The organism is Streptomyces sp. NPDC058195 (genome assembly GCF_042883525.1).
Taxonomy (GTDB): Bacteria; Actinomycetota; Actinomycetes; order Streptomycetales; family Streptomycetaceae; genus Streptomyces.
Genome location: NZ_JBHVVM010000003.1, coordinates 1 through 13,692, shown reverse-complemented (window position 1 = coordinate 13,692; position 13,692 = coordinate 1). Strand labels below are relative to the sequence as shown.

At 74.1% G+C, this 13,692-nt stretch carries 17 protein-coding genes; 8 read left to right on the top strand and 9 right to left on the bottom strand.

Annotated elements, in window-relative coordinates; translation table 11 throughout:
* Positions 1-87: 87 nt before the first annotated feature.
* On the bottom strand, positions 88-624 hold the full coding sequence (locus ACFVWY_RS04185; protein ID WP_389867140.1) for a hypothetical protein: 537 nt from the start codon (positions 622-624) through the stop codon (positions 88-90).
* Between the two features lie 298 nt (positions 625-922).
* On the opposite strand from ACFVWY_RS04185, the gene ACFVWY_RS04180 reads away from it, so the two are divergent.
* Entirely contained in the window at positions 923-1,651 is a 729-nt protein-coding gene (locus ACFVWY_RS04180) for an SAM-dependent methyltransferase (RefSeq protein WP_389867138.1), read from the top strand.
* Complete coding sequence (locus ACFVWY_RS04175) at positions 1,648-1,980, top strand: sulfurtransferase TusA family protein (protein WP_389867136.1); 333 nt, start codon at positions 1,648-1,650, stop codon at positions 1,978-1,980. Before ACFVWY_RS04180 ends, ACFVWY_RS04175 begins: the two co-directional genes overlap by 4 nt.
* Here ACFVWY_RS04175 and ACFVWY_RS04170 read toward each other — a convergent pair.
* From ACFVWY_RS04170 to ACFVWY_RS04155, 4 genes are all read right to left on the bottom strand, one after another.
* Entirely contained in the window at positions 1,949-2,170 is a 222-nt protein-coding gene (locus ACFVWY_RS04170; protein ID WP_389867134.1) for a hypothetical protein, read from the bottom strand. The two genes, ACFVWY_RS04175 and ACFVWY_RS04170, sit on opposite strands and share 32 nt — an antisense overlap.
* Positions 2,167-2,805 carry a hypothetical protein gene (locus ACFVWY_RS04165; RefSeq protein ID WP_389867132.1) on the bottom strand — a complete coding sequence of 213 codons (639 nt, stop codon included), beginning with the start codon at positions 2,803-2,805 and terminating at the stop codon, positions 2,167-2,169. The genes ACFVWY_RS04170 and ACFVWY_RS04165 overlap by 4 nt, the downstream gene beginning before the upstream one ends.
* On the bottom strand, positions 2,789-3,388 hold the full coding sequence (locus ACFVWY_RS04160; protein WP_389867130.1) for a PH domain-containing protein: 600 nt from the start codon (positions 3,386-3,388) through the stop codon (positions 2,789-2,791). The genes ACFVWY_RS04165 and ACFVWY_RS04160 overlap by 17 nt, the downstream gene beginning before the upstream one ends.
* Before the next feature lie 271 nt (positions 3,389-3,659).
* Positions 3,660-4,664 carry a GlxA family transcriptional regulator gene (locus ACFVWY_RS04155; protein WP_389867128.1) on the bottom strand — a complete coding sequence of 335 codons (1,005 nt, stop codon included), beginning with the start codon at positions 4,662-4,664 and terminating at the stop codon, positions 3,660-3,662.
* Between the two features lie 173 nt (positions 4,665-4,837).
* On the opposite strand from ACFVWY_RS04155, the gene ACFVWY_RS04150 reads away from it, so the two are divergent.
* Positions 4,838-5,428: an isochorismatase family protein gene (locus ACFVWY_RS04150; protein ID WP_389867126.1), complete on the top strand. Its 591-nt coding sequence runs from the start codon at positions 4,838-4,840 to the stop codon at positions 5,426-5,428.
* 408 nt (positions 5,429-5,836) lie between these two features.
* Here the strand turns inward: ACFVWY_RS04150 and ACFVWY_RS04145 are convergent, their stop codons facing one another.
* On the bottom strand, positions 5,837-6,808 hold the full coding sequence (locus ACFVWY_RS04145; protein WP_389867124.1) for an RNA polymerase sigma-70 factor: 972 nt from the start codon (positions 6,806-6,808) through the stop codon (positions 5,837-5,839).
* A gap of 53 nt (positions 6,809-6,861) precedes the next feature.
* A complete protein-coding gene (locus tag ACFVWY_RS04140; protein ID WP_389867123.1) occupies positions 6,862-7,332 on the bottom strand; it encodes a carboxymuconolactone decarboxylase family protein in 471 nt (156 codons plus the stop codon).
* Positions 7,333-7,890: 558 nt separating this feature from the next.
* Between ACFVWY_RS04140 and ACFVWY_RS04135 the strand changes: the two genes are divergently transcribed.
* Positions 7,891-8,301, top strand: coding sequence for a VOC family protein (locus ACFVWY_RS04135; protein WP_389867122.1), 411 nt, complete (start codon positions 7,891-7,893; stop codon positions 8,299-8,301).
* A 53-nt stretch (positions 8,302-8,354) separates the two neighbouring features.
* Positions 8,355-8,957 (top strand): GNAT family N-acetyltransferase, encoded by a 603-nt coding sequence (locus ACFVWY_RS04130; protein ID WP_389867120.1) that lies wholly within the window; start codon positions 8,355-8,357, stop codon positions 8,955-8,957.
* Here the strand turns inward: ACFVWY_RS04130 and ACFVWY_RS04125 are convergent.
* Positions 8,911-9,372, bottom strand: coding sequence for a VOC family protein (locus ACFVWY_RS04125; protein ID WP_389867118.1), 462 nt, complete (start codon positions 9,370-9,372; stop codon positions 8,911-8,913). The two genes, ACFVWY_RS04130 and ACFVWY_RS04125, sit on opposite strands and share 47 nt — an antisense overlap.
* Before the next feature lie 121 nt (positions 9,373-9,493).
* Here ACFVWY_RS04125 and ACFVWY_RS04120 point away from each other — a divergent pair, with 121 nt between their 5' ends.
* Positions 9,494-10,513 (top strand): helix-turn-helix transcriptional regulator, encoded by a 1,020-nt coding sequence (locus tag ACFVWY_RS04120; RefSeq protein ID WP_389867116.1) that lies wholly within the window; start codon positions 9,494-9,496, stop codon positions 10,511-10,513.
* Between the two features lie 351 nt (positions 10,514-10,864).
* Here ACFVWY_RS04120 and ACFVWY_RS04115 read toward each other — a convergent pair whose 3' ends face one another.
* Positions 10,865-11,335, bottom strand: coding sequence for a MarR family winged helix-turn-helix transcriptional regulator (locus ACFVWY_RS04115; protein ID WP_389867114.1), 471 nt, complete (start codon positions 11,333-11,335; stop codon positions 10,865-10,867).
* A gap of 299 nt (positions 11,336-11,634) precedes the next feature.
* On the opposite strand from ACFVWY_RS04115, the gene ACFVWY_RS04110 reads away from it, so the two are divergent.
* Positions 11,635-12,126 carry a VOC family protein gene (locus ACFVWY_RS04110; RefSeq protein ID WP_389867112.1) on the top strand — a complete coding sequence of 164 codons (492 nt, stop codon included), beginning with the start codon at positions 11,635-11,637 and terminating at the stop codon, positions 12,124-12,126.
* A 213-nt stretch (positions 12,127-12,339) separates the two neighbouring features.
* Positions 12,340-13,533: an MFS transporter gene (locus tag ACFVWY_RS04105; RefSeq protein ID WP_389867110.1), complete on the top strand. Its 1,194-nt coding sequence runs from the start codon at positions 12,340-12,342 to the stop codon at positions 13,531-13,533.
* Positions 13,534-13,692 lie beyond the last annotated feature (159 nt).

Sequence of the window (13,692 nt, the reverse complement as noted above, 5' to 3'; positions counted from 1 at the left end):
CCGCCCCCGGGCCGTCCGGCCGGGCGCCGGTGCGTCCGGCGGCGGGGGAAGCCGCGTCCGGCACAGGCCGGCCGTGGCCGGTACGGGTCAGTCGCGGTCGGCCGCGGACAGGGCCTCGGTGACCATGCGGGTGGCGAAGTCGTGGTCGTCGGTGAGCCGGTTGATGTGCTCCGCGAGCAGCAGCGCGGTGGCCTCCAGCGCGGTCAGCTCGTCCGGGGTCCAGCTGCCGTACTGCTTGCGCCACAGAGTGGGACTCAGCCCGATACCGGCCGAGACGGCCAGTGCGGCCATGGTGGGGATCACTTCGGGGCGGACACTCCTGGACATCATCCGCATCGAGCTCACGAGGCTGGGCACCACGTACTCGATGGCGTCCCTGTCGTGCTTCTCGTAGGTCTTGCGCAGCCACTGCATGAACACGTAGACGAGCGTGCACGCGCCGTCCACCACCTCGAAGGCCTCCTCGGGGTCCATCGACGCGGTGAACTGGTCCGTCAGCTTCCGCTGCTCGGACTCCTTCCCGGTGGGGCCGTCGTAGATGGACCTGAGCCGGGAGTCGATCGCCATGATCGCTACACCCACATCGCCGATGGGGGCGTACTTGGGATCGCAGGGTGATGACACAGGAATCCTCCTCGGAGACCGTGGGCAACGCGGCGTGTACGTACGGTAGCTGCCGCGGGGTGGCCATAGGACGAATCCCGCCGAAGTGCACGGCCGCCCCCGTCGGCTGGGCCGGGGCGGTGCGCAACAGCGGCCCGCGCCGCGGCGGTGCGACGGGCGGGCGGGTGCGAATCCGCGCGACGGGCGGGAGGACGGTGCCGCTGCCCCGCCAGGGCCGGTACGGCCCGGAACCGGGCGGACACCTAGGCTGAACAGCACGAAAGGCCCGGCGGGCGCCGGGCGGCGGAAAGAGGCGAGGATGCCGCGGCACAGACCGGAGCCGGCCGGGGGCCAGCGCGAGCACGGGCAGCAGGCCCGCGGCCACGGGCGCCCCCCGGGCATGTACGGCGAGGAGCCGTCCGGGCCCGCCGTCCACGCCGCCGCCGTTTCCCGGGCGGCCGGGGCCCGGCAGGTGCTGGAACTGGGCGCCGGGCACGGCCGGGACGCGCTGCACCGCGCCGCCCGCGAGGGCTTCACCGTACGGGCCGCCCGCTTCAGCCCGGCCGGTCCGGAACAGCTGCGTGAGGCCGCCGCCCAGGGCACGGCGGACCAGGTGACCACGGCGGTGCACGACATCCGCGGGCCGCTGCCCTCCGCCTCCGCCTCCGCCTCCGCCTCCGCCTCCGCCTCCGCCTCCGCCTCCGCCTCCGCCTCCACGGACGCGGTCTTCGCGCAGCTGCTGCCGTGCATGGCCCTGCCGGCCCGGGAGATCCATGCCCTGACCGCCAGGGTTCGCGGGGTGCTGCGGCCGGGCGGCACGTCCGTCCGCACCGTCCGCACCGTCCGGCGCACCGGCGATGCCCGCTTCGGCGCCGGTACCGGGCACGGCGACGGCATCCGGGAACACGGCGGTGCCGCCGTCCGCTTCTTCCCCCGCGCCCTGGCCGGCCCCCTCGCCGGAGGCCGGAGCGGGCCCAAGGCCCGCCCCTTCGGGAAGGGCGGCCCGCCGCGGCGGCTGCGGCGGGTCACCCGGACCCGGCCGCGGTGAACGCCCCCCGGCCCAGGCGGGCACCGGACCTGGTGGTCGACGGCACCGGTCTGCTGTGCGTGACCCTGCTGCTGCGGCTGCGCGACCGGATCGCGCACGCCCCGGCGGGCACCGTGGTGCACATCGTGGCCACCGACCCGGCCGCCCCGCTGGACCTGCCCGCCTGGTGCCACATGGTCGGGCACACCTACCTGGGCCCGGTGTCCGGCGGCGGCCCGCCCGTATACGCGGTCCGGCTCACCGCCGACGCGCTGCCCACCCGCCCCGGTGCCCCGTGGCACCCGGCCCCGCCCGGTCTCACCCCGCCGCCGGACGCAGCTCGCGGATGACACGGGCCAGGTCGGCCGGGGCAGCCGCCAGACGGACCGTACGGCCCGCGTCGTCGAGTCCGGCGATGTGCCAGCCGCCGGGGACGAGGTCACCGTCCCCGCCCCGCACCCGCCGCACGCCCCTGACGGTGAGCCGCTCCACCGGGATCGGCTTCGCCGCGAAACGGCCCGGACCCGAGTGCGGCGTCACCGCGGGCGGCCCGCCGCCCAGGACGATGTGGGTGCCGAAGCGGTGCGGGTTGTCATCGGTCGCCTCCAGGAAACGGGCGGCGACGAACACCTCCGCCGCCTCCCCGCCCCCGCCCCCGCGTCCCCGCCGTCCGCCCGGGGCGCACGGACCCCGGTGGCCCGCCACGCCAGGACCAGCAGGACCAGCGTGACCGCCGCCCCCGCCCCCGCCCAGACGAGCGCCCCCGGCGAACCCGGCACCCCCGTGGGATGACGGAAACACAGCGGCAGCAGCCACAGGCCCGTCCCCACCAGGACACCCGCGAACGGAAGCACCGAGGGCAGCACCTCGTCGTCGGGCAGCCGCCGCCCGCGCACATACAGCAGCACCCGGGCGCCGGGAAGCCCCGCCGCCAGCACCAGCCCGGCCGCGAGAACGGCCACCGGACCAGCGGCCGGAACACGCTCGCGCCACACATGGTGCGCCCCGGACACCTTCATCACCTTGCCGCGCCACAGGGTGAGTCCGACCCTCTCGCCCGGCCCGAAACCCTGGGCCCCCTCGCGTGAGACCGCCAGCCGCTCCAGAGGCCGGCCACCGCGGAAGTACAGCCAGCTGGACCGCTTGGGCCGGCTGACCTCAACCCGCGCGATCACGGCGGGCACGGCCGACAGGCAGCCGTGGCGCTCCGCGGCGGGCGCCGTGGAGGGGCACGGCACCGCCGACTGCCACGCCCGTGCGCGGGCGGTGGTGTCCGGCACGAACCACGCGGCCAGGCCCGCCCCCGCCAGCAGCAGCGCGCGCAGGCCCAGTGCCCCGGCCGGGACACGGCCCGGCGGTGCGGTGCGAGAGGACGGGCACCCGGTCCGGCCCCGGACCCCCGTACCGGGTGTGCAGCGCCTGGAACTGAGCGACCCGCGCGTCGAACTCCGCACGTTCCTCGGGCGGCCGGCTCCGCGGCCACGGCAGCACCGTCCGGCGCCCGTCGCGCAGCGCCAGCCCCAGGCGCCGCACCTCCGGGGCCCGGGAGCCGCCGTCGTGCCGCAGGACGATCCGCAGACCGGCGATGTCGCGCCACGGCACGTTCCGGCGGCGCAGCAGCGTGCGGAAACGTACCCCGTACGGGCCAGCGCTCGTACGGGTGACGGCCGCGTCCAGCGCCAGGACGCCCAGCGACGCGAGCAGTGCACCGGCCCCCAGCCACGGGTCCAGCAGCGTGCCGCGCCAGGCCCCGCGCACCGCGGCGAGCAGCCCTCCGGCGGCCCTCTCGCCCGGCCAGGAACCACAAGGGGCGCCTGCGCGGCGGACGCTGGATCACTTCCCGGACCTCGTTCATGCGCGGAATCCTGTCACCGGGCGGGCCGCCGCTTCCTGTGCCGGACCCGGCAGCCCCGCGCCCCTCCGCGCTGCCGGACCGCCGCGCACGGACAGACCCGGACCGCCCGCGCACGGGTGTGCCCGCCCGCCTCCCGCGCACGCGCAGGAGCCGGGAGCCGGCCCCTGCGCGCGGTCACCCCCTGACCGTGCCCGGCCCGGCCCGGAAGCGGAGCCGGTACTCCGTCGGCGTCGTGCCGAGCTTGCGGCGGAACGCCCGTACGAGCGTGTCGACCGTGCCGAACCCGCAGGCGGACGCGGTGCGTTCGAGCGTGTCGTCAGTGGACTCCAGCCGGTCGCGGGCCCGTTCGACGCGGACCGACTCGACGTAGGAGCCCGGCGTCATCCCCAGCTCGGCCTTGAAGATGCGGGTGAGCTGCCGCTCACCGATGTGCGCGTACGCGGCGAGGCCGGCGACGGTGAGCCGTTCGCCGAGGTTCGCCATGATGTGGTGGCGCAGGTCCTCGATGCGCCGGGTGGTGGACAGGGGCTCCAGGGGCACACTGAACTGGCTCTGCCCGCTCGGCCGCTTCAGGTACATCACGAGCTGGCGGGCCACGCGCAGCGCGACGGCCTCTCCGAAGTCGTCGGAGACCAGGGCGAGCGACAGGTCGAGACAGGCGCTGATGCCCGCACCGGTCCACACCTCGCCCTCGCGGATGAAGATCGGGTCGGCGTCGACCTCGACCCCGGGGTACTCGTCGGCGAGCTGCCGCGCGGTCGACCAGTGGGTGGTGGCCCGCCTGCCGTCCAGCAGCCCGGCGGCGGCCAGGAGGTGCGCCCCGACGCAGACGGACGCGATCCGCCGGGAGCGGGCGGCGAGCTCCCGCACCCGCCCGACCACGGCCGGGTCGGTGAGGGCACGCACCCGGCCGTCGGCGCCGGTCTCGACCGCCCCGGGCACCAGCAGGGTGTCGATGCTCCGGCCGGACACCTCACCGAACGTCGCGTCGGGCAGGACGCGCACCCCGGCGGAGGTGGTGACGGGATCCATGGTCTCGGCGGCGAGGACCACGGCGTAGCCCGCCGCGTCACCCCCCTCGCGCCGCAGCAGGGAGAACACCTCCGGAGGCCCGGTGATGTCGAGGAGGTCGACACCGTCGAAGAGGACGATGACGACGAGCCGTTCGACGGCGCTCATGGAACCTCCGCGATACCCGGGGGGTGCCGGGCCGCCCGCGGCGGACAGCCCGCCGCCGTCAGCCCAGCACCAGCGATGTCGGTATCTGCATGTTAGACGGCATTGCCGACACCCCTGGCCGGCCGTAGCGTTTCCGGCGCACCCACCGGAACTCGACCTGAGGCGGACTTCCCATGGCCACGACGACCCTGCGCGAGCTCAACGGTTTCGACGAGACCCCCGCGAGGCTCGCCGGCTCGACCCTGATCCTGGTCGACTACCAGAACACCTACACCGGCGGCGTGATGGAACTGGAGGGCTGGCGGGCCGCGCTCGACGCCGCCGCCGCACTGCTGCTCAGGGCCCGGGAGGCGGGCACGGAGGTCATCCACGTCATCAACGACGGCGGGGAGGGCACCCCGTACGACATCCGGGCGGAGATCGGCCGGATCCACCCGGACGTGGCACCGGCCGAGGGCGAGCGGGTCGTCGTGAAGACGGTCCCGGACGCCTTCGCCGGCACCGGCCTGGGCGAGTACGTCGACGCCGCGGGCCACAAGGACGTCATCGTCGCCGGGTTCATGACCCACATGTGCGTGACGTTCACCGCGCAGGGCGCGTTCCTGCGCGGCAACCGGCCCACGGTGGTCGCCGACGCCTGCGCGACGCGCCCCCTGCGGTCGGTCGGCACCGAACTGACCGCCGACCAGATCCACCGCGCCGCGCTCGCCACGATCTCCGATCTCTACGGCGTCGTCGTCACCTCGGGTACGTCCCTGGCCTGACCCGCGAACCCGGCACCGGCACACCGGCACCGGCGCACTGGCGCCGGCCCCGTTCCGGTCGCGGCCCGGTCATGGGGGATGGCCGGGAAGCCGCGCCCGCCCGGGCCGAGGACCGCGGCGAGGCGGCCCGGCGCCGGCGCGTCACCCCCCCCGGCCCGCCCCCGCCCGTCCGGGCACCCCCCGCGTCCAGCGAGCAGGCCGCGGCGAAGAGCGTGATGCCCGCGGCGTCCCTTCCGGGGCGCCGCGGTGCGGCTGAACACCCCGCTGGCCAGACGAGCCAGCAGCCGGCAGCGGGCGCCGGTGCCGACGAGCCGGACGGCGGCACCGGCACGCCCGTGCCACGCCCCGGACAGGCGCGGGGGACGCGGCGGATACGCGGCCTCTGGCACGTGCGTCATACAGAGAGAATCATGCGGTCTCCCATGAAATGTCCCAGGAGCCGCCGCCCGGACCGGACCGGTCCGCCCGCCGAAGGAGCCCCCTGACCTCGCGGTTGACGGCCCAGGCGTCAGCGACCGGCCCGAGGTGGCCGAGCTTGTCGGGATTGAGCACCCCGCGCACGGTCTCCACCCGCCCGCCGACCACATCAAGGACCATGGCGTTCAGGACCCGGCCGTCCCGGTCACGGAAGACCGCCCCGGGCTGGCCGTTGACCTCGCACGGCTCGCACGTCGCACCCGTACAGAACAGCCGGGGAAAGAACGTGCCCAGCAGCCGGGCCACGCTCCGCGCCCCCGTGACGGCCCTGGCCAGCTGCGGGGCCTTGCCGCCGCCGTCCCCGACCATCTGCACATCGGCGGCGAGCAGGCGCTGCAGCCCGGCCACGTCACCGGCCCGCAGCGCCTCGAAGAACCTCCGTGCCAGCTCCTGCCGCTCCCCGGAGTCCGCCGCGAACCGGGGCCGCCCGGCCGCCATGTGCCGCCGCGCCCGCACCAGCAGCTGGCGGCACGCCGCCTCGGAACGCCCCACCGCCTCGGCGACCTCGTCGAAGCCGAACGCGAACACCTCCCGCAGCAGGAACACCGCCCGCTCCAGCGGGCTGAGCCGCTCCAGCAGCACCAGGGCCGCCATCGACACCGAGTCCGCCAGCTCCACCGACCGCTCCGGGTCCTGGTACGGATCGTCCAGCAGCGGCTCGGGGAGCCACGGCCCGGTGTACCGCTCCCGCCGCACCCGCGCGGAACGCAGCACATCGATCGAGATCCGGGTCACCGCGGCCGACAGGAAGGCCCTGACCGACACGGGCCGGGCCGGCGAGGCGTCGAAACGCAGCCAGGTCTCCTGCACCGCGTCCTCCGCCTCACCCACACTGCCCAGGATCCGGTAGGCGAGGGAGAACAGCAGCGGCCGCAGCTCCTCGAACTCCTCGACCTTGCTCACACCGCATCAGCCCCTCGCACCGCACCGTCCCCGTCTGGCCTGCCCCGCACCGCTCAGTGGAACTGCCCGGGTTCGTAAGCACCGGCCGGCTGCCGGGAGATGACGTTCAGCCGGTTCACCACACCCATGAAGGAGACCAGGAGCACCAGGGCGGCCAGCTGCTCCTGGCCGTAGTGCTCGGCCGCCTTCGCCCAGACCGCGTCGGAGACCCCGCTCCCGTCCGTGAGCCTGGTGCCCTGCTCCGCCAGCTCCAGCGCGGCGCGTTCGGCCTCGGTGAAGACCGTGGCCTCCCGCCACGCCGCCACCAGATGCAGCCGCACCGGGGACTCGCCGGACGCGGCGGCGTCCTTGGTGTGCATGTCGATACAGAAGGCGCAGCCGTTGATCTGGCTCACCCGCAGCGCGACCAGTTCCTGCGTCGCGGCCGGCAGCGGCGACTCCTTGACCGCCCTGCCCACCGCGGTGATGTGCTTGATGGCCTTGCCGATGGTCGGGTCGCTGAAGTAGTCGATTCGAGCGTCCATCGTCCTGCTCCTTCATGGGTGACCGTCCGTGCGTTCATCTCTGTGACGAGACAGCCCGGCCCCCTGTGACACACCTGGATGTGATCTGGATCTCCTCTCCCGCCGGCGGGGACGCTCCGGCCCGCACGGAACACCCCCACCCCTTCCCGGACTTACGGACTTACGGACTTACGGACCTGCGGGATTGCGGGTCAGGCGGCGACGGGACTTTGCGGAGCCGCGCCCCGGTCCGGAGTGCGGAACAGCCCCGCCGGTGCCCCGTCACGTATGCGGAACGCACCGCCTGACGCGCCACGGCCCCACCGCCTCCGCCCCCGGACAGGAGAGAGCCGCTACGCTGCCCGCGGCATTCGGCATGCGCCGCGCGCACGGCAGTACCTATAAGGGCTGTCCCGTGATCACTGGCGGGCGTGCGACGACAGCCACGGCACCTCGCCGGGTTGTCGGAACGCCCGGATACATCCGGTATTCGGGCGGCCCTCCGCCGTGCGACGCACCGCGTCTGACGCCGCACGCCGATCCACCAGGGATGACGGGACAGCCCTTAGCATGATCGTCATGGACCTCACCATCCACACGAGTTCCCTCCCGCACGACGACCCGGAGGAGTCGCTCGCCTTCTACCGCGATGTCCTCGGCTTCGAGGTCCGCAACGACGTCGGCCAGGGCCGGATGCGCTGGATCACGGTGGGCCCCGCCGGGCAGCCCGGCACGTCGATCCTCCTGGCCCCGCCCGCCGCCGACCCCGGGGTCACCGAGGACGAGCGCCGCACCATCGCCGAGATGATGGCCAAGGGAACGTACGGCTGGATCCTGCTGGCCACCCACGACCTCGACGCCACCTTCGGACAGCTCCGGGCGGGCGGCGCCGAGATCGTCCAGGAACCGGCCGAACAGCCCTACGGCATCCGCGACTGCGCCGTCCGCGACCCCGCGGGCAACCTGGTCCGCATCCAGGAACTCCGCTGAACCGGACCGCACACGGTCCACGGACACACACCCACGCGGCGAACGGAGAAACAGTGAACGGGACGGCCGGCACGGGGGACGCGTGGGCAGGCGGGAAGATACGCCTGCGCGGGGTCGAACCCGAGGACTGGGAGGGCTTCTGCGACCTGGCCCGCCACACCCACGACGTACGCAACGCCGGCCTGGCCGGCCCTCCCCGCTCCGCCGAGGGCTTCCGCGCCTGGACCGCCGAACGGGCCGGACGCCCGCCGGGGGGCGAGGCGTTCCGCCTGGTGATCGAGACACTGGCCGACCGCGCCTTCGCGGGATCAGTGACCGTCGCGGAGGCCGACAGCCGCGCGGGCCGGTTCAGGACAGGCATCGAAGTCGCCCGCGGCCACCGCCGCAAGGGGTACGCGAGGGAAGCGACCGGACTCATCCTCACCCACATGTTCACCGAACAGCGCTGCAACAAATGCGAGGTGGAGGTCTACGCCTTCAACGACGCCTCCCTCGCCCTCTACCGCGCACTGGGCTTCACCGAGGAAGGACGGCTGCGCCAGCACGAGTTCATCGCGGGCGAATACCACGACGTCGTACTGCTCGGCATCACCGCGGCCGAGTTCGCCGTCAGTCCAGGCAGAACTCGTTTCCCTCAGGATCAGCCATCACGATGAACCCGGCACTCAGCACAGGACCGGGCTCCTCACGGCGCACCCGCTTCGCGCCCAGGGCGACGAGCCGCCCGCACTCGGCCTCCAGAGCCGCCATCCGCTCCTGCCCGTGCAGCCCCGGGGCCGCACGGACATCGAGATGGACACGGTTCTTGGCCGTCCTGCCCTCCGGCACCTGCTGGAAGAACACCCGCGGGCCCCGCCCGTCCGGATCCTCCAGGGCCGACTTCGCGTTGCGCTGCTCCTCCGGCACCCCGGTCCGGGCCAGGAAACCGTCCCACGCCGCCAGCGGATCGGCACCCTCCGGCAGCTCCACCCCGGGCGGCCCCGGATGGACGTAACCCAGCACGTCGCGCCAGAAGGACGACAGCGCACGCGGATCGCGGGCATCGAAGGTGATCTGGACAGCACGGCTCATCAGAAGGCTCCGTTCACAGCGGGTTTCGCCCGCCGGACGGACCACACGGCGGGCGGGACGGGAACACCCTGGCACCCCAGGCGGACAGAACCGGTCCGCTGTCTCTGACAGGGTGAGCCGTATGGACGCAACCACCGGCACCGGACGGGGTACGACGGAAAGAGTCCTCACCCTGCTCGGGCTGCTGCAGCAGCGCCAGGTGTGGACCGGCCCGGAACTCGCCGAGCGGCTCGGGGTCACCCCGCGCACCGTACGGCGCGACGTCGGACGGCTGCGCACGCTCGGCTACCCCGTGCACGCCGCCCAGGGAACGGGCGGCGGCTACCGGCTCGGGCCGGGACAGGAACTGCCGCCGCTGCTCCTGGACGACGAGGAGGCGATCGCGACCGCGGTCGCCCTGCTCGTCGGCGCGGGAAACGCCTCCGGCACGGACAGCACCGCCGCTACGGGGTCCGGGGACGCGGCACTGCGGGCGCTGACCAAACTCGACCAGGTCCTGCCCGCCCGGCTGCGGCACGAGGTACGCGCGCTGACCGCGTCGGTGGAGTCCTTCGGCCGGGGCCGCACCCCGGTCGATCCCGGGACGCTCATGACCCTGGCACGGGCCTGCCGCGACGGGGTCGAGACCGGCTTCGGCTACCCCTCCCACGGCGAGGTGCGCAGACGGCGGGCCGAGCCCTACCGCCTCGTCGCCTCGGACCGGCGCTGGTACCTCCTGGCCTACGACCTCGGCCGTGACGACTGGCGCAGCTTCCGCGTCGACCGGATGACCGGGGTGTCCGCCCGGACCTGGCGCTTCACCCCGCGCCCGGCCCCCGACGCGGCGGCCTATGTGCAGGAGGGCGTGGCGAGCCGCGTCTACCCGCACCAGGCGCGATTCCTCGTGCACGCTCCGGCTGGCACGGTGCGCGGACAGATCCCCGCGTCGGCGGCCGTCGTACAGCAGCGCGGCACGGACCGCTGCGAGGTGGTCACCGGCGCCGCCGGTCTGGACGCCCTGCTCATGCACGTACTCCTGCTGGGGCACGCGTTCGAGGTCCTCGACCCGCCGGAGCTCGGCGACCGCTGCCGCACGCTGGCCCGGAGACTGCTGGCCGCGGGCGCCCCGGTCCCGCCACGGCCAGACGCCCGTACGCCGTGAACACCACCGCGCCGCCCGGGCCGCAGCGGCACCGGACGCCCCGTCAGCAAGACGGCGCGGCACCCCTGCACCCGCTTCGCGCCACCGCACCCCGCCCCGCAGCCGGTCCGGCCGGACCCGTCCCGGGACACACGGCGCAGGGGCAGGCGGCGGGCCACAGCCGGACACGGGCAGGCCGTGGCCCGCCCTTCCCCGCTCTCCGCGGCCCCGGGCACCGCCGCCGGAGGGACCTCCGGGCAAGCCGCCCGCCGCCCCGGCGCCAGGACGGCCGGGAGGGACGCCTCCGCGCTTTTCGCGCCCGGTGAGAGGGCCGCACACGCCGGACTCCGCTCCCGCGGACCGGGAAGCGGATCACACGGCCGCGTGCGGGGCCGGGCTCACCGCCTCCACGACCTCGACCAGGGGAGCGAGTTCGGGGTTCCGGGCGGCTTCGCGCAGCGCCTCGCTCAGGGCGGCGTCATTGGTCGGCCGGGCTTCCTCCAGGAGCCTTCGGCCGTCCTCGGTGACGTTGGTGTAGATGCCGCGGCGGTCGGTCGGGCAGAGGTAGCGGGACAGCAGGCCGCGGTCCTCCAGGCGCGTCACCAGACGGGTGGTGGCGCTCTGGCTGAGCACGACGGCGTCGGCGACCTGCTTCATCTGCAGATGCCCGCCCTCCCCGTCGTGCTGGCGGCTGAGCACGTCGAGCAGGGAGTACTCCCGCACGCTCAGGCCGTGTTTGGCCTGCAGCGCCCGCTCGATGTGCGCCTCGATCCTGCCGTGCAGGAAGGACAGGGCGGCCCATCCGTTGGCGAGGGCGGTGAGCGAGCGGTCCGTGGCAGTCATGGGGATGGGTTCCTTTCCCGTTTCCCGGTGCGGCGTGATCCAGGGTAAGCCCTGACTGAAAATATCCGCGACGAATGGTATGCCGCCCCTGCAAGGAGCGCGGCACGGAAGGGGACGGGGAGAGGAGCGGCGGCGGGGGAGGGGCCGGGCGGGGCGGAGGAGATGCGCGATCCGCCGGGGCCAGGACAATCGATTCCAGCCGGCTCTTTTCCGGGGCCGCCGTGCACCCGGGAACGCTCCGCGGCGTCCGGAAGACGCGGGGCGAGGTGACCGCAAGGCGCGGGACGAAGGGAATGACCGTGGCTGTTTCCAGCACTCCGATGAACCTCACCCTGGCCGCCCACGTCGGGATCTCGGTCTCCGACCTGGACGCCTCGGTCGCGTTCTACCGGGCTCTCACCGGGCGGGAGCCCGTCGCGGACGGGACCATGCGCAGCGACCCGTTCGGCAGGTCGCAGGGCCTGCCCACCGCGGAACTGCGCTACGCCACGATCAACCTGGACAACAGCCTCGGCATCGACCTCATCCAGTTCCAGGAACCGGCGGGCGAGCGGACGAACGGGATGGCCAACCGCCCGGGTTCGATGCACCTCTGCTTCCGGGTCGATGACTTCGGCGCGGTGTACCGGCGGATGAAGGAGGCCGGGTACGGCTTCCTCGGCGACGACTACACCTTCATCGCGGGCGAGGTGACGCCCGGGGCGGCCCTCGGGACCAGGGTCGCGTACTTCAACGACCCGGACGGCACCAATCTGGAGATCATCCAGCCGGAAGGCGGCTTCGCCGCCTGAGGCCGTGCCGCCCCGGGGAGCCCCGGAGAGCCCCGGGGGGCCCCGGAGGGCTCCGGACGTGCCCCGGAGCGCTCCGGAGGCGGCCTGCCGCAGGTGTGCCCCGCCCGGGGTCCGCAGCCATAGACGGATGCCCGCGTTTGCGTTTATGGCGCGTGCGCAACTATTGTTGTGTCCCGCAAGGCGCACCAGCAACCAGCACGGAGGGCTGCTCCCATGCCGCTCGCACTCTTCGCCCTGGCCATCGGGGCCTTCGGGATCGGCACCACCGAGTTCGTGGTGATGGGCCTCCTGCCCGAGATCTCCGCCGACTACGGCGTATCCATCCCCACCGCCGGGCTGCTCGTCACCGGCTACGCGACAGGCTTCGTCATCGGCGCGCCGCTGATGACGATCCCCGGCACCAGGACCAGCCGCAAGACGATGCTCATGCTGCTCATGGGCCTGCTCACGCTCGGCAACCTGCTCTCCGCCGTCGCACCCGGCTTCGGGATCATGCTCATCGGCCGGATCGTGGCCTCCCTGGCCCACGGCGCGTTCTTCGGTATCGGCTCCGTGGCCGCCGCCGGCCTGGTCGCCCCGCACAAGAAGGCCGGCGCGATCGCCGCCATGTTCACCGGACTCACCGTCGCCAACATCGTCGGCGTACCGGCCGGAACCTTCATCGGCCAGGCCGTGGGCTGGCGGACCACCTTCGTCGCGGTCGCCGCACTCGGCGTCGCCGGCCTGCTCGGCATCGCCCGGCTGGTGCCCGCCCTGCCCCGCCCCGAAGGCGCCCGCCTGCGCCGGGAACTGTCCGCCTTCCGCAACCCGCAGGTGCTGCTCGCGATGGCGATGACCGTGCTCGGCTTCGGCGGAGTCTTCGCCGCGGTCACCTGCATCGCCCCGATGATGACCCACGTCGCGGGCTACCCGGACGGCGCGGTCACCTGGCTGCTGGCCCTGCTCGGCGTCGGCATGTTCCTCGGCAACCTGATCGGCGGCCGCTTCGCCGACCGCAGGCTGATGCCGATGCTCTGCACCACCCTCGGCGGCCTCGCCGTCGTGCTCGGCCTGTTCACCCTCACCGCACACCACAAGACCGCCGCCGCCGTCACGATCCTGCTCGTCGGCGCCCTCGGCTTCGCCACCGTCCCGCCGCTCCAGAAGCGCGTCCTGGACCACGCCCACGGCGCCCCCACCCTGGCCTCCGCCGTCAACATCGGAGCGTTCAGCCTCGGCAACGCGCTCGCCGCCTGGCTCGGCGGCACCGTCATCGCCGCCCGATACGGCTGGACCGCCCCGAACCGGGTCGGCGCGCTGCTCGCCGCCGCGGCCCTCGGCCTCGCCCTCTGGTCCGCCGCCCTGGAACGCCGCGCCCCCGCGGGCGCGCCCGTCGGCGCCCCCGCCCCGGTCCCGGTCCACGGCTGACCACCCCCCCCGCACCCCCACCCCCGCGACATCAAGGAAGCGAACCACCATGACCAGCAACGTTCCCACCGTGAAGCTGAACAACGGCGTCGAGATCCCCCAGCTCGGCTTCGGTGTCTTCCAGGTCCCCGACGAGGAGACCACCACCGCCGTCTCGGC